Here is a 25,355-nt window from a genome sequence, read left to right as displayed (position 1 = left end):
TCATGGGTCGGTCAGCAACGAATCAGGTCACGTGAGGCCTGTGGCGGCAGATGTCGGCGCGCGAAGGCGGCCAGACGAAGCTCGCTGGTGTAGACCTGGCCCGTGTTCCGATCGGACAGCCACAGCCGGTCCATGTCGGGCAGTACTTCGGAGAAGACCAGCATTGCCTGCGGGTCCGCCCTGAGTTGGCGACGCAGCATCGACTGGAGCAGTGCAATGAAGGGCGGGCTGACCAAGTCCATGAACACGGGCTTGGGCTCGTTTTTAAGCTTGAGGAAGACACGTTGCGGCAACCCAAGATCACGGCGGAGGCGCGTGAGCTCCACAATGGCCCGCGCGCTGCTGGCCTCGGCGATGTCGCTCATGCGTGCGGCGGGTAGACGCCAGCTCTCGCGGATCCAGACCAGGGGGCCCACCGTGACACGAGGCTGATGTGCTTCCTCCGTGCCGAGCTTGAACGCGTTGGCGATGCGTGCAAAGAGGAAGTCGCCGAAGATTTCCGCCAGGGAGAATCGCTCGGAATCGGCGGTGTTCGTGATCTCCAGCGCCTCGCCGCCGTCCTTTGCGGGACCGATCCAGAGATCCGCGATAGCGTGATGCGGGTTTCCGTCATCCGGTATGGCACCAAAGGAAAACAGGATTTCCGTCGTGCCCGGGGATTCGCGCCACTGCGTGCGGATCGGCCGGCCTCCGTCGATACCGTTCAGCACCGAGGCTACACGGCGCTGTCCAGTCAGGTCGTCCCTCAGGCGGGCCAGGGCCTCACCGTGGCGGGTGAGGCTGGAAAAGCCGTTGGTGCACAGGGTCAGGCCGCCGATGTGGATCTCTCCCAGCACGGCGGCGTAGTCGTCACGCCGGTGGCCATCGACCGCCGGCAGCGAGGCCAGCAACAGGTCGGGGCACACCATGCCAGTGGGGCCTGCCCAGGCGCCAGGTGTCGAAAATCGTTGCTGCACCCGTCGTCCCACCTCTGCGATCGGAAGTGCGCCGCCAGCTGCAGGGGCGACGTCCAGACAATCGGAAAGCGCTTGTTGCAGACGCTGCTGCAGCGGGCTCAGATCTAGCTCATCGCCGAAGAACAGCGACTCCACCTGCGGCCAATAGTCCGCCAAGTTGACGCGCAGCCCCCCAGGTGCCAGTTGGGCATGGCGGTCCTGGAGCCGCTTACTGACCAATGCCCAGATCTCGTCGATAAACCATCCGGCACACTGCATGACAAGGTCCAGGGACTGGAAGACCGTTCGATGCTCAGGCAGAGAGATCGCCACATCCCTCGACGAGAGACAGTCCTGATAGGCGAGGGTGCGGCCTGCGTAATGGCTCCCCGCCAGCCGTGTGGATTGCTGCCCGCCAAGTGCCTGGAAGATCTCGCCCATGGCGGACTGTGCCCGCATGAGTTCCTGGGCTTCACGAGCCTGCGCGAGGCGGTCCCTGGCGAGCACCAGCGGCTGTACGGCGGCCATCAGCGCTTGGGCCTGCGGCGAAGAGTCGCCCGCCCTTTCGGCGTTGCGATCCAGGTAGGCCTGCAGCCAGCGCTCTGGACGTGGCTCACGTGTCGGAATGGGCATGCTGACGTGGAGCCAGCGCTTGTCTCGCATCGTGCAAAGCCTTTGCACCACCTGTTCCCGGGTGCAAGCCAGATAGGGATTGCGGAGCATGCGATTGATCAACGAGGCCACCGGGGTGCGCCCGTTGCAGCCTTCCCACAGCCGCTGATCGAGTTCCGGCAGCTCCACGCGGTGGCCCCCGGGAAAGCACAGTGCACCGTCACGCAAGGCGATCTGTGGCGCCCGGCGCGCGGTCTTCAGCAGCAGGTAGTCGTCATCCCGCGTGAGCTCAGCGACCAGTGCCACCATCGCCCAGTCCTCGAAGAACACCTCCGCCAAGGCGATTCCTTCTACATCCCGCCCGTGCGGTGGCGAACCCTCCGGCGTCGGCACTAGATGAGCCCAGTTCACCGGACCGAAGAAGCCGATGGTGTCGTTCTTGACGGCATACCGCTGAATCAGTGCCAGCAGCAGTTGCTCGCGCTCCCGGCATTTCTTGGGTGAGCTGTCGCGGCCCTCCAGCCAAGGCAGGACGGCGTGGCGGAACGCCTCGGGGTTCTGCCAGAGAATGGCTGTCTGCATACGGTCGTCCACCGTCTCGCGGAGAACCTGCCGCAGCCGTTCGGTGTCTTGTTCAACGACCTGTTGCAGCCGGGCCATGGCCGCGACGTGCTGCGCCCGGGCGCTCACCACCGCTGCGCCGATGGCTTGCAGGTCGGAATGGCCGAGGACAACCGTCTCACCCGCCTTGAGGCGAGCCACCGCGTGGCGGTGTTCTCGGGTCGCCGCGCGTGCCGCATCCCGGCTCAGCTTGCCGGCGCGTGCCGCCTGAAGCACTGGCGCCAGCAGCGACTCGGTCTGCCGGTCGAGCGCATCCAGGGCGTCCGTGAGCGCCGCCTCGGCCTCCAGCACGGCATCGCAGGCTCGTGGCAGTGCTTCGTCAGGCGACAGCCTAAGCACCCTGTCCGCTGGGAAACCTGAGGCGCGCAGCAGGATCGATGTGGCGAAGCACCATGTGCCCTCTTCGAGGCCGATCAATCCAACCGCGCAGTCCCCCTCCTGCTTCACGGCGGTGGCGTTCAACGATGGCTGCATGCCGCCAACTCCTTGACATTACGGCAACGATGGAAGTGTGAGAACCGAAGCGAAATGCCCTGCGTCTTCAAGCGTTCGATCAGCGTGATGATGGAGAGCGAGGACAGTCCCAGGCTGCTGAGCCCGGTGTCGGCACTCACCGGGCGGCTGGCCAGGCGGGTCAGTTCGGCGCAGATGGTGGCCGAGGGTGTGTCCGAAAGTTGCGACGTGACATGCGATAGGCCGGCCTGGAGATTTGCCATTGAAATGGTCGGGCGCTGTTGCTCGGCCATGGACCGCAACGCCATGTCGTCCACCTTGCCGTGGGCGGTGAGGGGGAAGGTCGCGAGGCGCAGCACCTGATGCGGTCGGAGGTAGGGGGGCAGCCGGCCCTCAAGCACCTTCTGGAGCGACGGCAGGCCCGCTTCCGCCAACCCGGCCACGAACAGCGTCAGACAGTCGTGGCCGGACGCTCGAGTGACCACGGCCCGCGCCTGAGTCACCCCCGCCTGGCACTGGGCGGCGATTTCGATCTGGTCCGGCTCCACGCGTACACCATTGACCTTGGCCTGGCGATCGGCGCGGCGCAAGTATTCGATCTGCCCGTCATCCCGGTACCGTCCCACGTCCCCGGTGACGTACATACGTGAGCCTGGGGGGCCAAACGGATCGGGCACGAAGGCGGCCGCCGTGGCGCGGCTACGCCCCGGATATCCCAGCGCCAGGCCCGGGCCGCTGATATGCAGGATGCCCGGCTCGCCGATGGGGCAGTTGCGCAGTTGTGGATCGAGCACTCGCACCTGGGTGTTGGTGATGGCTGCGCCGATAGCGATGCGGCGCGAGACGGCCTGCAGGTCCTGGGCGTAGCGAGTCGCATAGACCGTGGCCTCGGTCGGGCCATAACCATTGACCAGGCGCGGGCCCGTCAGGACACCGGCCACGGAGGCTTCATCCAGCGGCTCCACGCCCGTCAGGAAGAGGCGTGGGAGGCATGCCGTGGGGGTCAAGGCGTTCGGCAGGTCTCGCACGACATGCGGGGGCAGATAAGCAATATCGATCCGGGCATGACTCATCCAGTCAAGCAATTCGCGCGCTTCCTGTCGATGCTCCACCGGCACAATGACCAGCGTGCCGCCTGACATGAGCGGCACCAGCATTTCCCAAATGCTGACGTCGAAGGTTGGTTCGGTCCACCAGGAATGGCGCCATCCATTCGTGCTATCCCCCGCCCCCTTGCTCTGCCCAAGCGCAGGCCCTTGCACATGGTCCTGCCAGTCCTGCAGCAGATTGACGATCGCCGATTGAGGGACCAGCACTGGCTTGGGCTGACCGCTGGAACCTGATGTTGTCAGGCAGTACGCGGCCACCTGGCCAGCGTGCCGGTCCGACGCCGGCGTTGACGCGGTCGATCCATCCGGCAACGGGGATCGATCGTCAAGGTCGGCAGGCCCCAGCACCCAGCGGGCCGCGACGACCTTGCGCAGGCTCTCCAGATAATCCTTCGATGCGGTTGCCGGCATGGGGGCGTACACCGCTTCCATCGACAGCAGGGCGAGAAACAGCACCACCGGCGCAATGCCTGCGGGCATAGACGCGGCGACCACGTCGCCCGCCGTGACGCCCATGGCCAACAGCCGCAGGCGGCATCGCTGCGTCTGGGTGTCGAGATCCCGGTAGGACAGCGTGCAGTCGCCATGTTCCACCGCGATCGCATCGGGCTTCACGCGCGCCAGTGCAGCCAGGCGCTCGGTCAGACCGCCGCTGGTCCATGCGGGCAGCGCGGGTATCTCGGCACTGGAGGCGCTCCGCGGCGGGCAGAACAGCGGGCCTACCAGCTCCCGCACCCGCTGGTGTGGTTGCGCTGCGAGCATCCGCGCCAACATCTGAAGGTAGCCCGAGAGCATGTGCCGAAGCGCCTGCGAATCGTCGCTCCCGACATTGCTCTCCAGCAGCAGGTTCGGGCGCCCGTCCAGCGTGATGACGGACAGATTGCGCTGGATGGGGTTGTTCACCACGACGCGCTGCAGTTCCACCACGGCCAGACCCGGTAGCGCCATGGGGGTGTGGAAGTGGATGTTCTTGTTGATGCCCCAGCCCCACGCTGTCGCGGCAGTACCGGCTGCGCCTGGCTGAGCCGCCTGGCTCAGTTGGTGCCATGTTTGCAGGCAGAAGTCCTGCCAGGGAAGCACCGCGGCATTGAGCTGCGGCTGCAAGGTGCGCAGTGCCACCGCGCAGTCCACCTGATCCTTCGGCGCGCCAGGCATGCGATGGGCATAGTGAACCTGCACCCGCGTGTGCCCCACCTGCGTCATGAGATGCAATTGCCATGCAGTAGCCAGGACCGAAAACCTGCTGACGCCCAGCGACCGGGCGCAAGCCGCCAGCCGTTCAGCGAGCGCTTCGTCGAGAACGGTGGTGGCCGCCCGGTCATGCGGCCACGCCTGCTCGGCGGGCGACCACGGGGACGTCGTGCCGGCCTCCCCGGCCGCTTCAAACGGGAGGCTGCATGTGGCCACCTCGGCGGCATAGGCGCGGGCCAGCGACGTCGCCAGTTGCCCGAACGCCGTGGCATCTGCGATCAGATGATGCAGTGTGATGAAGATCAGATGGCATTGCGAAGCCATGCGGTAGATGCGTATCCGGCTCAGGGCCTGGTACGGGTCAAGCGGATCGGTGGCAGCTTCCCGCTGCACCCGCTCAACGGATGGGGACCACTGCCCGCCTTCCGGCACATCCAGGATCCGGAATTCCGGGGCGGGGCAGATCGTCTCGGCCACGCAGTGCTCCCCATCCACCAGCACCAACCGGGAGGTGAGCAGTGGATGCTCTTGCACGACGGCTCTCCATGCACGGCCGAACTCAGGCAGCGCCAACGGACCATGGACGATCCACGCGCGCGGCAGCAAATAGGCGTGAGCGGGCGCCAGGTCTGCTTGCATGGCGAGCCGCATGGCCTCCTGCTCACGAGACACACGGCGGAGCACCGGGCTGTTCATGGGTTCGGCCCTGGAGAGAGCGTGGCATGGTCCAGGACGACCCGCAGGCTTTGCGCGTCGCGCAACCAGACTTGGCTGAAGCAGCCGTGGATGCCGGCGGCACCGACGCGATGAAGTTCAAAGCGGCCGCAGACGGTGGCGATGTCGTCCGCCAAAGTGCGTATTTCCTCGACGGTGGTCACGAGGCTGCCGTCCAGCCTGACGCCATAGGCATGGACCAACCGGGAAGCCAGGGTGCTATGCCCGATGGAAATACCGCTGGCCGACACACTGGTAACCTCCGGCGCAAAAATGGACATGAAGGCCGGAACATCACCACGCGCCCAGGCTTCATCGCTGTCCCTGAGTCGGGCCAGCACCATTGACTGCAAGTCCATGGTTACCTCCGCCGAACGGCGGGCGACTCCGCCCAGGGAACCCCCATGCCGAGCAGAATGGCGAGGTTTCCGTCTGCTCCAAACATGTATTTTTGTCCGGCGGCGTCGTCATACAGCATGGGGCCGTGCGTCAAGTAACGCTGGACGTAAGCATCGAGCTTCCCCAAGCTGGTCTTTTCTTGTGCCATTCTCCAGAATGGAGTGTCCAGGCGGTCGTTGAATTTATAGTGAAGAGACAGAAAGTCGCAGATGTCATTCCACTGTTCAACCACCCGTCCGTTATATTCGTCGGACGCTTTTGACACGTCCTCTTGCGTCAAAAGTCGAGCCAGTTCGATACTCTGTTCGCAAATCAGCTGGATATTCGTTGCTTCCAGTGGCTCTACAAAGCCACAAGAGTTCCCGATCGCTACGACATTTTTAACCCAGGCGCGGCGAATTCGACGGGATTCGAACGGAACCGTCCGCAACCGGCCAGGATCTACTTTCGGATTTTTGCTGAGATACTCCGCAGCGGCAGCTTCGGGTGTCTGGTATTTAGAGCTGTACACATAACCACGGTTCACGATGGTTTCGTGCTCGATCTGCCAGCACCAGCCAGAACTGAAGGTTTCTGCGGTGGTGTAGGGTTTGATGGGCTCATCTTCTCCGCGGCGCCATCCGCCTACCACCGCTGTGTCGCAAAACAGCCGGTCGCTCATTGGGACATAGGGTTCCGCCATGGCGCCGTGGATCAGGCGTCCAGAAAAGCCGGATGCGTCAATGAACAGGTCCGCGTCCAGTTGGCGGCCATCGGCCGTCCGCAGATAGGCGATGCCGTGGTCCCCAGTGACGACGTCGGTCACCTTGCCCTCGAGGAGCTGGCCGCCAGACGCCGTGAAGAAGCCTTCGAGGTATTCGACGAATCGTTGATTCTCGAAGTGATAGCCGATTCCGCTCTGCATCTTGGCCAGTACGGCGGGGTCGGTATTTGAAACCGTTGTGTAGCGCCCCAGATGCTCATCCAGGTTGTAGTAGCCCCAGGGCTTCTCGGTACCCGGGAGGATCTGGTTGTCATGGCTTACCGCAAAGGAAAATGGGAAATCAAAGTAGGGACGATTGCCCCACAGGAAATGAATTCCCAGCTTCCAGGTCGGGTTTACCTTGTCGAAAAATTCAGGCCGAGGTATCCCCAGGACGTCGTGAAGAAGGCGCGGGGTGGAGGAGAAGGTACCTTCTCCCACCATGATGTGGCCGATATCCGAAGAGCGGATGACCGTCACCCGGATTCCGGCAAGGCGTACGAGCGAAATAGCAGCGATCAAGCCGGCGGTTCCACCTCCGACCACTATGGCATGGCGTGTGTTCACGCTTTTCTCCCTCAACTCTTATTCGATGTTCACTTAAGCATATGCAAGAGTCAACCAACCAATTGGAGGGAAGGGAAACTACCACCCACTCAAAGGCCGGGGGCGCTGCCATCAATTTGCCATTAAACCTGTGTTATCGAGGAAGGCCCATCTCCCACGAAAGCCAATAGCAGAAACTATGGGTCAGTAACACTGTCAGGTCTTACATACCTCGTCGCGTAGTTTCGTACTAATAGGTCGGCCATGGTGCCGAGCATGTCAGTCGCCACTGCGTGCGATGATCCCGCGCCCACCCCATTTCTCAGCGATGACCGCCATGACGTCCTGCCACCCCGCCCCCACCGGTTTCATGATCGACCTCGACGGCACCCTGGTCGACACGCTGGGTGATTTCGTCGTGGTGCTGGCCCACGTGCTGGACGACATGGGCTTGCCCGGCGTCTCGCGCGAGTTCATCGAGCTGACCATCGGGCAGGGCAGTGAGCATCTGATCCGCAGCGTGCTCACGGAAGTGGGCGGGACGCAAGACCGGTATGAGCAGGCGTGGGCGCTCTACCAGCGCCATTACGAGCGCCTGAATGGCCACCATGCCGATGTGTTCCCTGGCGTGGTGGAGGGGCTCACGCGGCTGCGCGCGCTAGGGTTGCCGATGGCCTGCCTGACCAACAAGCCGGCCGCGTTTGCCCGCGAGCTGCTCAAACGCAAGGGCCTGGACCGCTATTTCGACCGGGTGTTCGGCGGTGATGACTTCGCGCGCAAGAAGCCCGACCCGTTGCCGCTGCTCAAGACCTGTGAAGCACTGGGCACTGCGCCCGCCACCACCTGGATGGTGGGGGACTCCAGCAATGACGCGCGCGCTGCCGACGCGGCCGGCTGCCCGGTGGCGCTGGTGAGTTATGGCTACAACCATGGCCAGCCGATTCGCGAGGTGCCCGCGCGCATCTACCTGGACCGGCTCGACGAGCTGGTCCAGGGCTGAGCTGCGCAAGCCCGGCTCGCGGGAGCCAGGCCGTGTTGGCTTACTTGCCGCCCAACAACGCCGTCTTCAACCCGTTGTCAGCCGGCGACTTGCCGAGCCAGATCTTGAGCAGCAGGTTGAAGAAGGCGGCCTCCTTGATGGGTTCGCCTGGCATCAGCTTGCCGTTGACGAAGACCACCGTGCCGGTGCCCGGGATGTAATCCACCCCGAAGGACTCCCCGGTGTTGAGTTTCTTCTTCTGCGTGAAGATTTCTGCCATGCGCAACACGCCATTGATGGCGTTGGCAAATTCCTGCGGCGTGGCGTTCTGCTCCATGCCCTTGGTGAAGAGCTTGCCCAGTTCCTCGCCATCGATATCCCGCAGCATCTGGATGTGCAGCCGCTTGGGGCCATTGTTGGCCAGCACACCCTCCGGGGTGTTGGCCCGCGCACTCAGATAGAGCCCGGCCGTGTAAACCTTGAAGATGGCCTTGTAGCGGATGCCGGCGCCGTTGAGCACCAGCCGCTGGCCCGCCACTTCCGCATTGCCCTCGTACTTCACACCCGCCACTTCAATCGGGTTGACGACCGGCGCGGGCGTGGCCGCCGCAGGGTTGGACGCTGCGGGCGGCACCGAGCCCGAAGCACTGGGACCTGATTGCACCTGCGCCATCAAGGGCAGGGACCACAGGGAAGAAGCCGCCAGGACCGTGGCAGCGATGAAGGTAAGTTTCATGTCTCTCTCCTTCCTCCTCGAGGATCGGCCGGTTCGTATGAGTGACCGGCTCTGCGAAACAGTATCCGATAAGCCGCAGGCTGGCCACCATCGGGAGTCATCCTGCTACACTGCCCCACCATGTTTATCACGCGCAAGCACATCAAGGGGTCGAACGACCGGGGAGCCTGGCCCTGGCGACGCCCGCACGACTTCACCTGAAGCCGCCTGATGTTTGCTTTGGTGTCTGCTTTGGTGCCCACTTTGATGTTGGCCCCGCCGCGAGCTTGATGCTTGCCGCCCACCGCCCTTCCTCCACCAGAGGTTCCGGCGAACAGGGGACCACCAGCACACCTGCTGCACCGATCTTCTGCACTGCGGTGCACCGCTTGCACCCTTGGACGCCCTTGACCGCCCGGGGCAGGTCCAACAGGCGACCTGAGACTACGCTCGCGCGCGCTTGATGCCGTCACACGGCTCGCCTCGCGACAGACGAAAGGTTTGACGACGTGATGACCGAACTGGAATTCCAGAGCCTGGCCGCTGAAGGCTACAACCGTATTCCGTTGATCAGCGAAGCCTTCGCCGATCTGGAAACCCCCCTGTCGCTGTACCTCAAGCTCTGCGCCGGCAATGGCCAGGGCCGCCACAGCTTCCTGCTGGAATCGGTGGTGGGCGGTGAACGCTTTGGCCGCTACTCCTTCATTGGCCTGCCGGCCCGCACGGTGCTCAAGAGCGAGGGCCGCTCCACCCGCATCATTCGTGATGGCGCGGTGGTCGAGACGCACGAGGGCGACCCACTGGCCTTCATCGAGGCCTATCAGCAGCGCTTCAAGGTGGCCCTGCGGCCCGGCCTGCCCCGCTTCTGCGGCGGTCTTGCCGGCTATTTCGGCTACGACGCCGTGCGCTACATCGAGCCGCGCCTGGCCGCCTCCACCCCCGCCGGTGGCCTGCCCACGCCGGATGTGATGCTGCTGCAGTGCGAAGAGCTGGCGGTGATCGACAACCTGTCGGGCAAGCTCTACCTGATCGTGTATGCGGACCCCGGCCAGCCGGAGGCCTATTTCAAGGCCAAGAAGCGGCTGACCGAACTGCGCGACAAGCTCAGCTACTCGGTGGCCGCCCCGCGGGTGCTGCGGGGGCAGGCCCATCCGGTGGAGCGCGAGTTCGCCAAGGCCGACTTCCTCGCCGCCGTGGATCGCGCCAAGGAATTCATTGCCGCCGGCGACTGCATGCAGATCGTCTTCGGGCAGCGCCTGAAGAAGCGCTATACGGAATCGCCGCTGAGCCTCTACCGCGCGCTGCGCTCGCTCAACCCCAGCCCCTACATGTACTTCTATGACATGGGGGACTTCCAGATCGTCGGCGCCTCGCCCGAGATCCTGGTGCGCCAGGAGCAGACACCGGAGGGCCGCAAGGTGACCATCCGCCCGCTGGCCGGCACCCGCCCGCGGGGCGGCACACCGGAACTGGACCAGGCGCTGGAAGTGGAACTGAAGGCCGACCCGAAGGAACGTGCCGAGCACCTGATGCTGATCGACCTGGCCCGCAACGACATCGGTCGGATCGCCCAGACCGGCACGGTCAAGGTCACCGATGCCTTCGCGGTGGAGCGCTACTCGCATGTGATGCACATCGTGAGCAATGTGGAAGGGCTGTTGAAGCCTGGCGTCGGCAACATGGATGTGTTTCGCGCCAGCTTCCCCGCCGGCACCTTGTCTGGCGCCCCCAAGGTCCGTGCGATGGAAATCATCGACCAGCTGGAGCCGGTCAAGCGCGGCATCTATGGCGGCGCCTGCGGCTACCTGAGCTTCGGCGGTGACATGGACCTGGCAATTGCCATCCGGACCGGCGTGGTCATGAACCAGGTGCTGTACGTGCAGGCGGCGGCCGGCATCGTGGCGGATTCGGTGCCCGAGCTGGAATGGAAAGAGACCGAAGCCAAGGCGCGCGCACTGGTGCGCGCGGCCGAGCTGGTCGAAGAAGGTTTCTGAAGCTGAAGAAGGAGTGACGACATGCTGCTGATGATCGACAACTACGACAGCTTCACCTTCAACCTGGTGCAGTACTTCGCCGAGCTGGGTGCCGAGGTCAAGGTGGTGCGCAACGACCAGATCACCCTGGACGAAATCGAGGCCCTGCGCCCCAGCCATCTGGTGCTCTCGCCCGGCCCGTGCACGCCCAAGGAGGCCGGCGTCTGCGTGCCGGCCATCGAACGCTTCAAGGGCCGGTTGCCCATCCTGGGCGTCTGCCTGGGCCACCAGAGCATCGGCGCCGCCCTGGGGGGGCGCATCGTGCGGGCCCAGGTTCAAATGCATGGCAAGGCCAGCACCATCACCACCGACCGCCAGGGCGTCTTCAGTGATCTGCCCGAGCAGTTCAGCGTGATCCGCTACCACTCGCTGGCCATCGAGCAGGCCACGCTGCCGGACGACCTGGAGGTCACCGCCCGCAGCGAGGACGGCGAGATCATGGGCGTTCGCCATCGCGGTTTCGCCGGAACGGCGACGCCGCTGGAAGGCGTGCAGTTCCATCCCGAATCCATCTTGTCGCAACATGGCCATGCCATGCTGGGCAATTTCCTGGAGCTGGCCCGATGAGCCCTCATGTTCCCCTGACCCACGCCACGGCCCGCCGGGTGGTGGACCTGCGCAGCGATACCGTCACCCAGCCGACCGCCGCCATGCGCGCCGCGATGCTGGCGGCACCGCTGGGTGACGACGTCTTTGGTGACGACCCCACGGTCAACGCCCTGCAGGACGCGCTCGCCGAGGCGCTGGGGTTCGAGGCGGCGCTGTTCATGGCCAGCGGCACGCAGAGCAACTTGTGCGGCCTGATGAGCCATTGCCAGCGCGGTGATGAATACATCGTGGGCCAGATGGCGCACACCTACCGCTGGGAAGGCGGTGGTGCGGCCGTGCTGGGCTCCATCCAGCCGCAGCCCTTGAACCATGCGCCGGACGGCTCATTGCCGCTGGCGGACATCGAAGCCAACATCAAGCCGGACGACGCCCACTTTGCGCGCACACGCCTGCTGGCGCTGGAGAACACCATTGGCGGCAAGGTGCTGCCCATGGCCTACCTGGCGGAAGCCACGGCGCTGGCCCAACGCCGCGGCCTGGCGCGGCACCTGGATGGCGCGCGGCTTTTCAATGCAGCGGTGGCCGTGGATGCGGGCGACCCGTATGCGGCGGCGCGCCGCATCTGCAGCCATTTCGACAGCGTGTCGGTGTGTTTCTCCAAGGGGCTGGGTGCGCCCGTAGGTTCTGTGTTGTGCGGGTCGCGGGAGTTCATCGGGCGTGCGCACCGCTGGCGCAAGATGGTGGGCGGGGGCTTGCGTCAGGCGGGTGTCCTGGCAGCCGCCGCGCACCACGCGCTGACCCACCACGTGCGGCGCCTGGCGGATGACCACGCCCTGGCGCAGCGCCTGGCCGAGGGGCTGCAGGGCCTGCCGGGCGTCAGCGTGGAAACGCCGCAGACCAATATCGTTTTTGTGGACATCGAGCCGGCGCGTGGCGCGGGCCTGCTGGACCACCTGAAGCAGCGGGGCGTGCTGGCCACCGGCCTGTACCGCCTGCGCTTCGTCACCCATCTGGATGTGGATGCCGAGGGGGTGGATCGCGCCGTCGCGGCGGTCCGCGAGCACTGCCTGCGCACGGGAGCCTGAGGCCATGGCCATGACCGACAACGAAGCCTTGACCCGGGTCATTGAGCACCGCGAAATCTTCCACGACGAGATGCTGGCCCTGATGCGCCGCATCATGAGTGGTGACATCTCTCCGGTGACGGCAGCGGCCATCCTCATCGGCCTGCGGGTCAAGAAGGAAACCATCGGCGAGATCACCGCTGCGGCGCAGGTCATGCGCGAGTTCTCGGTGAAGGTGCCGCTCGCACCCGGGCCACACCTGGTGGATGTGGTGGGCACGGGGGGCGACGGCGCCCACACCTTCAATATTTCCACCTGCTCGATGTTCGTGGCTGCGGCCGCCGGCGCGCAGATCGCCAAGCACGGCAACCGCAGTGTCTCCAGCAAGACCGGCAGCGCCGATGTGCTGGAAGCGCTGGGTGTGGTGCTGTCGCTGTCGCCGCAGGCGGTGGCGGATTGCGTGCACAAGACCGGCATCGGTTTCATGTTCGCGCCCAACCACCACCCCGCGATGAAGAACATCGCGCCGGTGCGCAAGGAACTGGGCGTGCGCACCATCTTCAACATCCTGGGCCCGCTGACGAATCCGGCCGGCGCCACCAACATCCTGATGGGCGTGTTCCATCCGGACCTGGTGGGCATCCAGGTGCGGGTGATGCAACGCCTGGGCGCCGAGCATGCCGTGGTGGTGTATGGCAAGGACGGCATGGACGAGATTTCGTTGGGCGCCTCCACCATGGTGGGAGAACTGCGCAACGGCGAGATTCGTGAATACGAGATTCATCCCGAGGACTTCGGCCTGCACATGGTGGCCAGCCGCAACTTGCGGGTCAGCGGCCCGGAAGAGAGCCGGCGCATCTTGCTGGGCGTGCTGGCCGACGAGGCCGGCCCGGCCCGGGACATCGTGCTGCTGAACGCCGGTGCCACGCTGTATGCCGCGAACGTCGTGGACAGCATTGCCGCAGGCATTGGCAAGGCGCGTGAGGTCATCAGCAGTGGTGCCGCCCGTGCCAAGCTGGACCAGTTCGTGGCGGCGACCCAGGAGGCGGCAAATGGCTGACATCCTGGACCGGATCAACGCGGTCAAGCGTGAAGAGGTTGCAGCCGCCCGTGCGCTGAAGCCGCTGGAACGGCTGCGTGCCGAGGCCGAAGCCCGCACGGAGCCGACGCGAGGTTTTGGCGCCTCGCTGCGCCGCGCCATCGCCGCAGGCCGCAGTGCGGTCATTGCCGAGGTGAAGAAAGCCAGCCCCAGCAAGGGTGTGCTGCGGGAGGACTTCCAGCCCGCCGCCATTGCTCGCAGCTACGAGCAGCACGGTGCGGCCTGCCTGAGCGTGCTGACGGACAAACCCTTCTTCCAGGGCGACGTCGCCTACCTGCAGGCGGCCCGCGCGGCGTGTGCGCTGCCGGTACTGCGCAAGGATTTCATGGTGGACCCCTACCAGGTCTACGAGGCCCGCGCGATGGGGGCGGACTGCATCTTGCTGATTGCCGCCAGCCTGGACGATGGCCAGATGGCCGAGCTGGAGGACTGTGCGCTGGGGCTGGGCCTGGACGTGCTGGTGGAAGTGCATGACGGCGACGAGCTGTCGCGAGCGCTGCGTCTGAAGACGCCGTTGGTGGGCATCAACAACCGCAACCTCAAGACCTTCGAGGTGATGCTGGACACCACGCTGGGCCTGCTGGCGCAGGTGCCGGCTGACCGGCTGCTGGTGACGGAATCCGGCATCCTCGGCCCGGCCGATGTGGCGCGCATGCGCGACGCGGACGTGCATGCCTTCCTGGTGGGCGAGGCCTTCATGCGGGCCGACGACCCGGGTGCCGCCTTGGCGGCGCTGTTCAACTGATGACGCACACGTACGGATGACACTCGCGACTGACGGTATCGACTGGCAGGTCGACGGGGGCTGGCAGGTCAGTGTGGACCGCTGGCTTGACAGTGCTGATGGCCAGCGTGTGCGGGCGCTGCTGCGGGAGCGGCAGGCAGCGGGCGCCGTCATCTATCCAGTGGACCCGTTGCGGGCGTTGCGGCTCACACCGCTGTCCGCCGTCAAGGTGGTGATCGTTGGCCAGGACCCTTACCACGGCCCGGGTCAGGCTGAAGGCCTGGCGTTCTCCGTGCCGCCGGGCGAGAAGGTGCCGCCCTCGCTGCGCAATATCTTCAAGGAACTGCTGCGCGATCTGGGCCAGCAGCCTGCCATGTCCGGCCACCTGGGGGCATGGGCGCGCCGCGGCGTGCTGCTGCTCAACACCAGCCTGACCGTGGAAGACGGACAGGCGGGCAGCCATGCCAAGAAGGGCTGGGAGTCGCTGACGGATGCGCTCATCGAGGCCACCGCCAGGGATCCCGCCCCCAAGGTCTATCTGCTGTGGGGTGCCCATGCGCAGGCCAAGGCCGGCCTGATCCAGGCAGCGGGTGCCCAGCACCTGGTGCTGCAGGCCAATCACCCCTCGCCCCTCTCCGCCACGCGGGGGCCGGCGCCCTTCATCGGCTGCGGCCACTTCTCCACGGCACGCCATTGGCTGCGGGAGCAGGGCGCCGAGTTCGACTGGACCCTGGACTGACCCCTGTCTACGGGCTGATCCTCATACTCAAGTCGTCGCCAACTGGTACGGTTGTGGTTACGCAGCCCGCGCCTTGGATGAAACGCACCTCTGCGCATTGTTTCTCCTCGTGTCCATCGTGATACAGCGGCGCAGATGCGGGGCCGCATCGGTTTGATGCAGTCTCAGGGTTAAGTCCAGTGCGCTACCAATTGACGATCTCCGTTTTTTGGTACTAAACTGGTATTAATCATGACAGCTGACACCCTGGCCGACATCTGGACGGCTCCCCTTCAACCGCAATACGCCACCGTGCGCCATTTGGTGGGCGTGGATGGGGGCGGCACGGGGACGCGGGTGCGGCTCTGTGACCGGTACGGCCGGTTGCTGGGGCAGGGCCAGGCGGGCCCGTCCGCGCTGGGCCAAGGGGTGGATCAGGCCTGGTGCCATATCCAGGAAGCCGTGCAGGAAGCGGCCGGGCAAGCGGGCCTGGCGACACTGGTGCTGGCCGAGACGGCCATCGGCCTGGGGCTTTCGGGCGCTGGTGTGGTCGCGCAGGCGCAGGCATTCGTGGCGCGCCAACCGGGGTATGCCCATCTCGAACTGGTCAACGACGGCACCACCACGGTGCTCGGCGCGCATGCGGGCCAGCCCGGGGGGGTGATTGCAGCCGGTACCGGCACGGTGGGCGAGGCGCTGCGCAGCGATGGTTCGCTGGTGTGTGTCAGCGGCTGGGGCTGGATTGGCGGGGATGAAGGCAGTGGCGCCTGGCTGGGCATCCAGGCCATGCGCGTGGCGCAGAAGGCGATGGATGGGCGTGCGGCCGCAGGGCCGCTGGCGCGTGCGGTCTGGGCCGCCGCGGGCGCCCGGCATGCGCTGGACCGGGATGCTGTCTCCGCCTGGGTGGCCAAGGCCGGACAGCATGCCTATGCACAGCTGGCACCGCTGGTGTTTGAGCAGGCTCAGGCCGACCCTGCCGCACAGGCGCTGGTTGAGGCCGCCGTGGGCGAGCTGGAGGCGCTGGCGCTGGCGCTGGACCCGACACAACAGCTGCCGCTGTCCCTGGCGGGCAGCGTGGCACAGCGGTTGGGTGCGCTTTTCTCAGGCAACATTCGGGCCCGTTGCGTGTCGCCTCAAGGCGACTCGGCTGACGGGGCGCTGCGGCTGGTCCGTGGCGCGCTCTCTGACTCACGTTGATCGAGAACCGCCCGATGAGCACTAAGCTGCCCTTCCAATTCAAGCCCGATCCCGCAGCCGCTTCGCCGCTGTACATGCAGTTGGCCCACAAGCTGGCGCAGGCCATCCGTGAGGGCCAGTACCAGGCGGACGAGGCACTGCCCTCCGAGCGGGTGCTGTCCGAAACGTTGGACCTTTCCCGTGTCACGGCCCGCAAGGCCATCGACCGGCTGGTGGAGCAGGGCCTCATCGTGCGCAAGCGCGGTTCCGGCAACTACATCGCGCCCAAGCTGGAGCAGCCGCTTTCGCGCCTGACCAGCTTCTCCGAGGAATTGCATCAACGCGGCTTCAAGCCGAGCAGCCGCTGGCTGACCCGTGGCTTTGCCATGGCGGCGCCGGACGAGCAGCTTTCCCTGGGGCTGACCACCGGCCAACGGGTGGCGCGCCTGGAGCGTCTGCGCCTGGCCGACCAGGTGGTGATGGCCTATGAACTCAGCGTGCTGCCCGAGGCCGTGCTGCCTGACCCGCTGAAGGTCGACAGTTCCCTGTATGAGCATCTGGCCCGTCTGGGCGGGGCGCCGGTGCGGGCGCTGCAACACATTCGTGCCATCAACGCGGATTCGCGGCTGGCCGGTCTGCTGGAAGTTCCGGTGGGCCAGGCGGTGCTGTTCATCACGCGTGTGGGCTATCTGGACCAGGGTCAGGCGGTGGAGCTGACCCATTCGTACTGCCGCAGCGATTACTACGACTTCGTCGCGGAGATGAGGCGCGACGGATGACACAAGCCCAGCATATCGACGGATTCATTCTGACGCCTGACGGATTCATCCGCGGTGTGCTGGAGCATCAGGAAGGCCGCATCCGCCGTATCGACGGTACGGCGGTCGGCGAGTACGAGGTGCGCCACGGCGCCCAGGACCTGCCCATCGTGCTGCCGGGTTTCATTGACCTGCATGTGCATGGCGGCGGCGGGCACGACACGATGGAGGGCGGCGACGCTGTCAGCGAGATGGCCCGGCTGCATGCGCGGTTCGGCACGACCTCTCTGCTGGCCACCACGATGACGGCGCCGATGGAAGAGATCCGCGCGGCCATGGTGGCCTTGAGCGATGCCTGCCACCAGCGCACCACCGGCAGGGCCCGGGTGCTGGGCGTGCACCTGGAAGGCCCCTACATCAACCCCGGCAAGCTGGGCGCGCAGCCCGACTTCGCAAGAGCGGCGGCCCTGGATGAGGTGCGTGCGTTGCACGACATCGCGCCCATCCGCCTGATCACGCTCGCCCCCGAGCTGCCGGGGCATCTGGACCTGGTGGCGCAACTGCGCGAGGCCGGCTTCCAGGTGCAGATCGGCCACACGCTGGGCACCTACGAGGACGGCGTGGCGGCGCTGGCGCGCGGAGCCGGCGGCTTCACCCATCTCTTCAACGCCATGACGGGGCTGCATCACCGCGAGCCTGGCATGGTGGGGGCTGCGTTGGCCCATGCGCGCTATGCGGAGGTCATTCCGGACCTGCTGCATGTGCATCCGGGCGCGATCCGGGTGGCGCTGCGCAGCATCCCCTGTCTGTTCTGTGTGACCGACTCGACCGCTGCGGCGGGCATGCCGGACGGTGAATACCGGCTGGGCCGGCACAAGGTGACCAAGTGCCTGGGCGGCGTGCGTCTGCCCGATGGAACCTTGGCGGGCTCCACGCTGACCATGGACCAGGCGCTGCGCAACCTGGTGCTGAAGCTGGGGCTGGAGATCGAGGAGGCGTCGCGGCGGGTATCGACCCACGCGGCGGACTTCCTGGCGTTGGAGGACCGGGGCCGGCTGAAGCCGGGCGCCTGGGCTGATGTGGTGGTGTTGGACCGTGGCTTGCAGTTGCAACGCGTGGTCGTGGAAGGGGAATCAATTGACCTCGCGAATGCTTGAAGAGGCGCTGAGTGCGCCACAGGCCGTGGCGCGCCAGCTGGCCGCCGATCAACAGTCTTACCTGACGCTGGGGCGCGCGCTGCGTGAGCAGCCACCGAGTTCCGTGCTCACGGTGGCGCGGGGCAGCTCCGACCATGCCGCCCACTACCTGGCCTATCTGGTGATGGCGCGGCTGGGGCGGCTGGTGACTTCGCTGCCGATGTCGCTGATCACGCTCTATCAGAGCCGCATTGAAAGCCAGGGCTTGATGTCGCTGGCGTTCTCGCAGTCGGGCCAGAGCCCGGACCTGGTGTCTCCCACCGAATACTTTCGCGCCAACGGCGCACGTACCGTGGCCTTTGTGAATGCCGACGGCTCGCCGCTGGCGGCGGCGGCGGAGCACGTGTTCTCGCTGCATGCCGGCGTGGAGCGCAGCGTGGCGGCAACCAAGAGCTACATCACCCAACTGCTGGCGGGTGCCCGCCTGGTGGCGGCGTGGCAGGACGATCAGGACCTGGGCGCAGCCATCCAGGACCTGCCGCAGGCGCTGGAGCGAGCGGCGCGGCAGCGTTGGGATGTGGCGGTGGATGTGCTCAAGGAGGCGGACAAGCTGTTCGTGATTGGCCGCGGCACGTCGCTGCCCATCGCGCTGGAGGCGGCGCTCAAGTTCAAGGAGACCTGCGGCATCCAGGCCGAGGCGTTCTCTGGGGCCGAGGTCAAACATGGCCCGATGGCCCTGGTGGAAGAGGGTTATCCGCTGCTGGTATTTGCGCCGCGTGGCCCGGCACAGGCCGGGCTGCTGGCGTTGGCGGATGAGATGCGCGGCCGCGGTGCGCGGGTGTTGCTGGCCGCCCCCGAAGGCACACCTGGAGCGGAGCTGGCACTGACCTGCACCGGCAGTGAGGACCTGGACCCGATTGCGGCGGTGCAGAGTTTCTATCCGATGGTGGAAGCCCTGGCGCAGGCGCGAGGACTCAATCCGGACCAGCCCCGCCATCTGGCGAAGGTCACGAAGACGCACTGAAGCGCGCAGGCGCCCTCGGGCGCTGGCAGTTCACGAGGCCAGGCGCCCGCGGGCCCTGGCGGCAAGAGAGAGTCATGAGCATGACAAGCATTGATCCCGGCCGATTGGTGATGGTGGACATCGCCGGCAAGGCGCTGGACGAGGCCACGGCGGATTTCCTGCGGCAGCACCGCATCCGTGCGGTCTGCCTGTTTCGCAAGAACCTGGGGACCGAGGCCGAGGTCCGCCAGCTCACTCGCCGTTTGCGCGAGGTGATGGGCCCGCAGGCGCTGATCGGCCTGGACCAGGAGGGGGGCTCGGTGGTGCGTGCCACCTTCCTTCCCCAGCCCCCGTCCGCCATGGCGCTGGGCGCGGCGAGTGACGAAGCACTGGCCACCCAGGTGGGGGCGGCGGTGGCGCGCGGGCTGCGCGGCATCGGCATCAACTGGAACTTCGCGCCGGTGGTGGACATCAACAACAACCCGGCCAACCCGGTCATCGCCGAGCGCAGCTTCGGCGAGACGGCCGATACCGTGACGCGGCTGGCGGGGGCCTGGATGCAGGGCTCGCTGGCGGCGGGTGTGGCGTGTTGCATCAAGCATTTCCCGGGCCACGGGGATACCCATGTGGATTCCCACCTGGACCTGCCAACGGTGGAGAAGACCCGCGCCGAACTGGATGCGCTGGAGCTCCAGCCGTTCCGGGCCTTGCGCGATGCGGCGCCTTCGGTGATGACGGCGCACATCGTTTATCCCGCCATCGATCCGGACTACCCGGCCACCTTGTCCCGCATTATTTTGGGCGGCATCTTGCGTGACGAACTGGGCTATGACGGGGTGGTCATCACCGACGCGCTGATGATGAAGGCCATTGCCGACCGTTATGGCTACGCACGGGCGGCGGTGCTGGCGATCAATGCCGGCGCCGACATGATCCTGGCGCAGGGCTCGCTGGCCGAGCAGGCGCAGGCGATCGACGCGCTGCGCCAGGGCCTGGACCGTGGTGACATCGATGCGGCGCGCGCCCTCGAAGCGGCCGGGCGCCTGGACCGCATGGCCGCCGCCTATCCGGTGCGGACAGACGACTATGACGGCGAGGTGCGGGCGGCCGACGACGCCTTGATGCGCCGCGCGTGGGCGGCGGGCCTGTGCGCGCTGCGTGGGGCGGCGGCGCCGGCGCAGGATCAGCCGCTGCGGGTGCTGGTGCAGGATGAAGTGCCCACCGATGGTGTCTCCGAAGCGGGGCCGACCGGCGAGCAGGTGCGGGCGCTCTTCAGCGGCCACACCGATGTGGAATTCGTGTCGCTGGACGACATCACCACGCTGGACTGGGCCGACGTGCCGAGCGACGGGCGTTTTACCGTGCTGGCATCGACGCACCGTGCGCGGTATGGCGCGCAGGCGCGCACCTGGGCGCCGGATCTGCACCTGGTGCTGTGGAACCCGTTCCAGGCTTTGGATGTGGCGGCACCAACGTTGATCAGCTGGGGTTATGCCGATGGTGCGCTGGCCTCGCTGCGTGACTGGATGCAGGGCAAGGCGGTGGCGCCAGGCCTGGCGCCCGTGACGCTGGATTGATACGAACGCGAACCGACCTGAGGTCCACCATGAGCCAGCCGTCTTTCTCCGCTGCTTCGCCTGCAGGGCATGGCCGCTCGCCGATGCGTTGGGTGCCCAGCCTGTACTTTGTGCAGGGCATGCAGTTCTTCGTCGTGATGGCGCTGGCCAGTTTCATGCTCAAGAACATGGGTGTGGACAACGACCAGATTGCGCGCTGGACCAGTGCCCTGGGAACGGCGTGGGCCATCAAGCCCTTGTGGAGCCCCTTCCTGGAGCTGGTCAACAGCAAGAAGCTGATCGTGGTGGTCATGCAAGCGGTCGGGGCGATGGCGCTGGTGCTGATGGCGGTGGTGCTGCAGACGCCCTGGTGGTTTGGTGGCGCGTTGTGTGTGTTCTTCCTCATCGCCTATAGCTCTGCCACGCATGACATCGCGTGTGATGGGCTCTACATGGGCTCTCTGGATCACCAGCGTCAGGCGCGTTACGCAGGCTGGCAGGGGGCCTTTTTCAATGGCGCGCGCTTCTTCATGGTGGGGGTGGTGCTAAAGATTGCCGGTCTGCTGGAAACGCCGTTGGGAGTTTTCAACGCCTGGACGGCGGTTTTTGTGGGCCTGGCGGTGCTGCTGGCGGGCCTGGCCAGCTACAACGCCGTGTCGTTGCCGGGGCAGCTCAGTGCGGGGCATACCGACCTGCGCGCTGCTGCGATCTGGGCCAACACGCGGGACATCGTGGCCGACTTTGGCCGCAAGCCCGGCATCCGGCTGGCGATTCTGTTCATCGTGTTGTTCCGTTTTGCCGAGGGGCAGGTGCAGACCATCGGCCCGCTGTTCCTGATCGAGGCGCGTGACAAGGGCGGGCTGGGGCTCACCACCAGCCAGGTGGCGGACATCTATGGCTGGGTGGGCACGGTGGCCTTCCTGGCTGGCAGCGTGCTCGGTGGGTATTTCACGGCATGGCTGACCCTGCGCCGGGCCATGCCGGTGCTGATTGTGGCCATGGCCATTCCCAATGCCACCTTCTACTACCTGGCGGCCACCCTGCCGCAGGACATGTGGCATATCGGCGGCGCGGTGTTGCTGGAGATGTTTGGCTACGGTTTCGGCTTTGTCGGCATGATCCTGTACATCATGCAGGCGGTAGCGCCCGGTCGGTTCCAGACGGCGCACTATGCGCTGGGCTCTGGTGTCATGCAGCTGGGCTTCATCCTCTCGCGCAGCATCAGCGGCGATATCCAGCTGGCGATTGGCTACGAACGCTTCTTCCAGTGGACGATTCTCTGTGGCATCCCGGTGCTGTTGATGCTGCCTTTTGTGCGCATGTCCGCCGCTGATGACCAGCCCAAGAATGGCGACGATGCGCCCACCAACACCAATAGCGACACCAGCACCAGCAGCAGCACGACGACAGCAGGGACTGTGGCGTGAAAACGGGTTTGCTGACTGCTGCGGGGAGCCCGGTCTTGATGGGTAGGTTGGTTTCACGGTGGGTGGCTGCGCCCGGATGGTGGGGGCGTAATTTCCCGCGCGTGGCGTGGGTGGTCCTGATGTTGGGGATCCCGGCGCTTGACGCACCGGCGCAGGCCACCGCTATCCAGGCCACGCCCACCCAAGCCGGCTCCACCCAAGCCGGCTCCACCCAAGCCGGCTCCACTCAAGCCCGCTCTACCCAAGCCCGCTCCACCCAGACGGTCGCCCCGCCAGAACCCGAATGGTTCTTCGACGACTTCACCTACGCCGACACCGCCGCCCTGCAGCAAGCGGGTTGGCAGCTCCGCAGCGCTCACGGCCACCCTGGCATCCCCGGCGCCCGGTGGAACCCGGACGGTGCGCAGATGGTGGACGACCCCACCCGCCCAGGCAAGCGCCTCCTGCGCCTGCACGCCCAAACGGATGGCACCGGTCCTGGCACCTCCCAGGTCCAGGTTTGCCACCAGCGCAAATACCTGGCCGGCACCTATGCGGCGCGAGTGCGCTTCAGCGACCAGCCCGTCTCCGGCGCCGATGGTGATCCTGTCATCCAGACGTTCTACGCCGTCAGCCCGTTGCGCTTCGACTTCGACCCCGAGTTCAGCGAGCTCGACTGGGAATACCTCCCCAACGGCGGCTGGGGCAGCGACAAGACCCGGTTGTATGGCATCACCTGGCAGACCGTCCGACTCGACCCCTGGCTGGCCTTCAACCAGCAGCACGAAGAGTTTGCAGCCCTCGGCCAGCCCGGCCATGACTGGCACACCCTCGTCATGCAGGTCGCCGATGGTCGCACCCAGTGGTTTGTCGACGGCCGGCAGGTGACCGAGCACGGCGGCCGCAACTACCCGGTCGTGCCCATGTCCATCAACTTCAACCTCTGGTTCTCCCCCAACGGCCCCCTGGCCACCGGTGGCACGCCCCGCGTCTATGAGCAGGACGTGGATTGGGTGCTGCACGCCAAGGACACCGTGCTCAGCCCTGCGCAGATCGAAGCCCGTGTGGCCCAGTGGCGGCTGAAGGGGGTGGCGCGTCTGGACCAGGTCCGCCCGCCCGTGCCCGCCTTAGAGAACCGCTGCGACTTCTGACATGACGACCTCTTCACAACGCCTGGCTTCCGTCGACGCCCTGCGCGGCCTCGCCGTGGCGGCCATGCTGCTGGTCAACAACCCCGGTGACTGGGGCCATGTCTACGCCCCCCTGGAGCACGCCGCCTGGAATGGCTGGACACCGACCGACCTGGTCTTCCCGACCTTCCTCTTCATCGTGGGGGTGTCCCTGTCGCTGGCCATGGGCGCGCGCATCGAAGCCGGGCAGGGCGCCGCGTTGCGGAGCGTGGTGGTGCGTCGCGCCCTGCGCATCCTGGTGCTCGGGCTGGTGCTGCATGCCGTGGCCTGGTCGCTGATGGACAAGCCTGCCTTCCGTGTGCCGGGCGTGTTGCAACGGATCGGGCTGTGCTTTGGCCTCACAGGGCTTATCGCGATCCAGTGGCGGGCGCGGGGGCAATGGGCCTGGATGGCGGCGCTGCTGCTGGGCTACGGGGTACTGCTGCTGTGGGGCGGGCCGCTGGACAAGGCGGGCAACATCGCCAGCCGCGTGGATGCCTGGATCTTCGGCCCGCATGGGTATGAATGGGATCCCGTCACCGGGTGGGGCCATGATCCTGAAGGGCTGGTCTCCACCCTGGGTGGCCTGGCCACCACGCTGCTGGGCTGGCGCTGCGGCGAGGCCCTGCGACAGGGGCAACTGAGGCGGCTGGCTGCCATCGGTGTGATCGCCGCGCTATGGGGCTGGGGCCTGGATGCCATCGGGATCATGCCCATCAACAAGAATCTCTGGACCCCGGCCTTCGTGCTGTGGACCGGTGGCGTCGCGGCGCTCGCGCTGCTGGTGGCCCATAGGCTGATCGATCGTCAAGGCTTCCCCGCCATCGGGCGCAGCTTCGGTGTCAATGCGATCGCTGCCTACGCGGGCGCATGGCTGTGCACGGTCCTGCTGGAAGGCTTTGGGCTCATGGCGCCGTTGTATGCCAACGGCTTTGGCTGGGTATCGCGCCTGGCCGGGCCGGATGCCGCCTCGCTCGCGTTTGCGGTGGCCTTTGTGCTGGTGTGGGCGGTGATCGTGCGGGTGATGGACAAGCGCAGGATCTATATCAAGGTGTAGTGGCGGGAGGCCTCTTGGAGAGGTTTCCTAGGGCCGTTCACGGATCGCCAACCGCAAGCGGGGGGCTCACAATCGACGGGACGCTTTCACTGCTTCCCCCGTGACCGCCATGACTGCCCCTTTCGCCATTCGCATGCCACCCAACGTCCAGTCCGTGCAGATTGGCGAGCATCAGGTCGTCCTGATCGACGACTTTCTGGAAGACCCACACGCGCTGGTGGAGGCGGCCTGTGCAAGCAGCTTCGAGCCGTGCCCCGGCGCCGAGGAGCGCAAGGGCTATCCAGGCGTACGCGCGCGTGCGCCTGCGGCGTATTCGCAGCAGTTGGCGGAGCTGCTGGATCCCCTCATCCGCCTCAACTTTGGTGTGCCCGATGAGCTCGATCTCTGGAAGAGCGCCTGTACCTTCTCGCTCACCACGGTCGCGCCGACGGCCCTTGGCCCCCTGCAGCGTACGCCGCACTTCGATGCCAGCGGCCCGCACTACATGGCCGCGCTGCTCTACCTGTGCGACGGGCACCACGGCGGCACCGGCTTCTATCGACACAACGCGACAGGGCTGCAGCAGATCACGCCAGACAACAAGGCGCGTTATGCGCAGGCCTATGAGGCAGAGCTGGAGCGGCGTTCGCCGCCCCCACGCTACTTCGATGATTCGGACGAGCACTTCACCTTCCTGGGCATGCTCCCGGCGAAATTCAACCGGCTAGTCGTTTATGCCGGCTCGCTGCTGCACACCGCCTGTGTGAACCCTGGCTTGAGCCTCACCGCTGATCCGCGCCACGGGCGGCTGACGGTCAACACCTTCATCGATTTCGGGAAACCCGCGGCGATGTGATCGGCTCCAATGAAAAAGGCCCGGCATCTGCCGGGCCTTGCTGCTTGAGGGCTGTG

Annotated in this window: 21 protein-coding genes; 16 read left to right on the top strand and 5 right to left on the bottom strand. The window is 66.0% G+C overall.

The annotated features are described in order from the left end of the window. Nucleotides 1-11: 11 nt before the first annotated feature. Genes BMY53_RS18260 through BMY53_RS18245 form a run of 4 tightly spaced genes read right to left on the bottom strand, consistent with a single transcriptional unit; the run spans nucleotide 12 to nucleotide 7,343 of the window. A complete protein-coding gene (locus BMY53_RS18260) occupies nucleotides 12-2,642 on the bottom strand; it encodes a lantibiotic dehydratase (RefSeq protein ID WP_092947912.1) in 2,631 nt (876 codons plus the stop codon). Next, the gene (locus BMY53_RS18255; RefSeq protein WP_092947911.1) at nucleotides 2,627-5,617 is read right to left on the bottom strand and encodes an AMP-binding protein; all 2,991 of its coding nucleotides are present in this window, start codon (nucleotides 5,615-5,617) and stop codon (nucleotides 2,627-2,629) included. Before BMY53_RS18255 ends, BMY53_RS18260 begins: the two co-directional genes overlap by 16 nt. Further along, complete coding sequence (locus tag BMY53_RS18250) at nucleotides 5,614-5,994, bottom strand: YybH family protein (RefSeq protein ID WP_092947910.1); 381 nt, start codon at nucleotides 5,992-5,994, stop codon at nucleotides 5,614-5,616. Before BMY53_RS18250 ends, BMY53_RS18255 begins: the two co-directional genes overlap by 4 nt. A gap of 2 nt (nucleotides 5,995-5,996) precedes the next feature. Continuing rightward, the gene (locus tag BMY53_RS18245; RefSeq protein WP_177200937.1) at nucleotides 5,997-7,343 is read right to left on the bottom strand and encodes an FAD-dependent oxidoreductase; all 1,347 of its coding nucleotides are present in this window, start codon (nucleotides 7,341-7,343) and stop codon (nucleotides 5,997-5,999) included. A gap of 316 nt (nucleotides 7,344-7,659) precedes the next feature. On the opposite strand from BMY53_RS18245, the gene gph reads away from it, so the two are divergent. Next, nucleotides 7,660-8,322, top strand: coding sequence for a phosphoglycolate phosphatase (gene gph / locus BMY53_RS18240; RefSeq protein WP_255370271.1), 663 nt, complete (start codon nucleotides 7,660-7,662; stop codon nucleotides 8,320-8,322). A gap of 40 nt (nucleotides 8,323-8,362) precedes the next feature. Here the strand turns inward: gph and BMY53_RS18235 are convergent, their stop codons facing one another. Continuing rightward, nucleotides 8,363-9,037, bottom strand: coding sequence for a chalcone isomerase family protein (locus BMY53_RS18235; RefSeq protein WP_255370270.1), 675 nt, complete (start codon nucleotides 9,035-9,037; stop codon nucleotides 8,363-8,365). A gap of 488 nt (nucleotides 9,038-9,525) precedes the next feature. On the opposite strand from BMY53_RS18235, the gene trpE reads away from it, so the two are divergent. From trpE to BMY53_RS18155, 15 genes are all read left to right on the top strand, one after another. Beyond that, a complete protein-coding gene (trpE, locus tag BMY53_RS18230; RefSeq protein ID WP_092947907.1) occupies nucleotides 9,526-11,010 on the top strand; it encodes an anthranilate synthase component I in 1,485 nt (494 codons plus the stop codon). A 21-nt stretch (nucleotides 11,011-11,031) separates the two neighbouring features. Further along, a complete protein-coding gene (locus BMY53_RS18225) occupies nucleotides 11,032-11,616 on the top strand; it encodes an anthranilate synthase component II (RefSeq protein WP_092947906.1) in 585 nt (194 codons plus the stop codon). Then, nucleotides 11,613-12,683, top strand: coding sequence for a low-specificity L-threonine aldolase (gene ltaE / locus BMY53_RS18220; RefSeq protein ID WP_092947905.1), 1,071 nt, complete (start codon nucleotides 11,613-11,615; stop codon nucleotides 12,681-12,683). Before BMY53_RS18225 ends, ltaE begins: the two co-directional genes overlap by 4 nt. Nucleotides 12,684-12,687: 4 nt before the next feature. Then, on the top strand, nucleotides 12,688-13,722 hold the full coding sequence (gene trpD, locus BMY53_RS18215) for an anthranilate phosphoribosyltransferase (protein ID WP_092947904.1): 1,035 nt from the start codon (nucleotides 12,688-12,690) through the stop codon (nucleotides 13,720-13,722). Next, nucleotides 13,715-14,506: an indole-3-glycerol phosphate synthase TrpC gene (trpC, locus tag BMY53_RS18210; RefSeq protein WP_092947903.1), complete on the top strand. Its 792-nt coding sequence runs from the start codon at nucleotides 13,715-13,717 to the stop codon at nucleotides 14,504-14,506. The genes trpD and trpC overlap by 8 nt, the downstream gene beginning before the upstream one ends. Nucleotides 14,507-14,522: 16 nt before the next feature. Next, nucleotides 14,523-15,224, top strand: coding sequence for a uracil-DNA glycosylase (locus BMY53_RS18205; RefSeq protein WP_092947902.1), 702 nt, complete (start codon nucleotides 14,523-14,525; stop codon nucleotides 15,222-15,224). A gap of 231 nt (nucleotides 15,225-15,455) precedes the next feature. Beyond that, nucleotides 15,456-16,400, top strand: coding sequence for a glucosamine kinase nucleotide-binding domain-containing protein (locus tag BMY53_RS18200; RefSeq protein ID WP_092947901.1), 945 nt, complete (start codon nucleotides 15,456-15,458; stop codon nucleotides 16,398-16,400). A 14-nt stretch (nucleotides 16,401-16,414) separates the two neighbouring features. Beyond that, nucleotides 16,415-17,158 (top strand): GntR family transcriptional regulator, encoded by a 744-nt coding sequence (locus tag BMY53_RS18195; RefSeq protein ID WP_092947900.1) that lies wholly within the window; start codon nucleotides 16,415-16,417, stop codon nucleotides 17,156-17,158. Then, a complete protein-coding gene (gene nagA, locus BMY53_RS18190; RefSeq protein WP_092947899.1) occupies nucleotides 17,155-18,294 on the top strand; it encodes an N-acetylglucosamine-6-phosphate deacetylase in 1,140 nt (379 codons plus the stop codon). The genes BMY53_RS18195 and nagA overlap by 4 nt, the downstream gene beginning before the upstream one ends. Next, nucleotides 18,287-19,297, top strand: coding sequence for an SIS domain-containing protein (locus BMY53_RS18185; protein ID WP_092947898.1), 1,011 nt, complete (start codon nucleotides 18,287-18,289; stop codon nucleotides 19,295-19,297). Before nagA ends, BMY53_RS18185 begins: the two co-directional genes overlap by 8 nt. 74 nt (nucleotides 19,298-19,371) lie before the next feature. Next, the gene (gene nagZ, locus BMY53_RS18180) at nucleotides 19,372-20,853 is read left to right on the top strand and encodes a beta-N-acetylhexosaminidase (RefSeq protein WP_255370269.1); all 1,482 of its coding nucleotides are present in this window, start codon (nucleotides 19,372-19,374) and stop codon (nucleotides 20,851-20,853) included. Nucleotides 20,854-20,882: 29 nt separating this feature from the next. Further along, nucleotides 20,883-22,259, top strand: coding sequence for an MFS transporter (locus tag BMY53_RS18175; RefSeq protein WP_143074129.1), 1,377 nt, complete (start codon nucleotides 20,883-20,885; stop codon nucleotides 22,257-22,259). A 119-nt stretch (nucleotides 22,260-22,378) separates the two neighbouring features. After that, nucleotides 22,379-23,389, top strand: coding sequence for a glycoside hydrolase family 16 protein (locus BMY53_RS18165; protein ID WP_177200936.1), 1,011 nt, complete (start codon nucleotides 22,379-22,381; stop codon nucleotides 23,387-23,389). 1 nt (nucleotide 23,390) lies between these two features. Next, on the top strand, nucleotides 23,391-24,464 hold the full coding sequence (locus BMY53_RS18160) for an acyltransferase family protein (RefSeq protein WP_092947894.1): 1,074 nt from the start codon (nucleotides 23,391-23,393) through the stop codon (nucleotides 24,462-24,464). Nucleotides 24,465-24,573: 109 nt separating this feature from the next. After that, nucleotides 24,574-25,299 (top strand): DUF6445 family protein, encoded by a 726-nt coding sequence (locus tag BMY53_RS18155; protein ID WP_218151259.1) that lies wholly within the window; start codon nucleotides 24,574-24,576, stop codon nucleotides 25,297-25,299. The last annotated feature ends 56 nt before the right edge of the window (nucleotides 25,300-25,355 follow it).

The organism is Roseateles sp. YR242, from assembly GCF_900109745.1.
In the GTDB taxonomy this organism is placed as follows: domain Bacteria; phylum Pseudomonadota; class Gammaproteobacteria; order Burkholderiales; family Burkholderiaceae_C; genus Roseateles.
The sequence above is the reverse complement of the archived record's forward strand: the minus strand, read 5'-3'. Positions and strand labels throughout refer to the sequence as shown.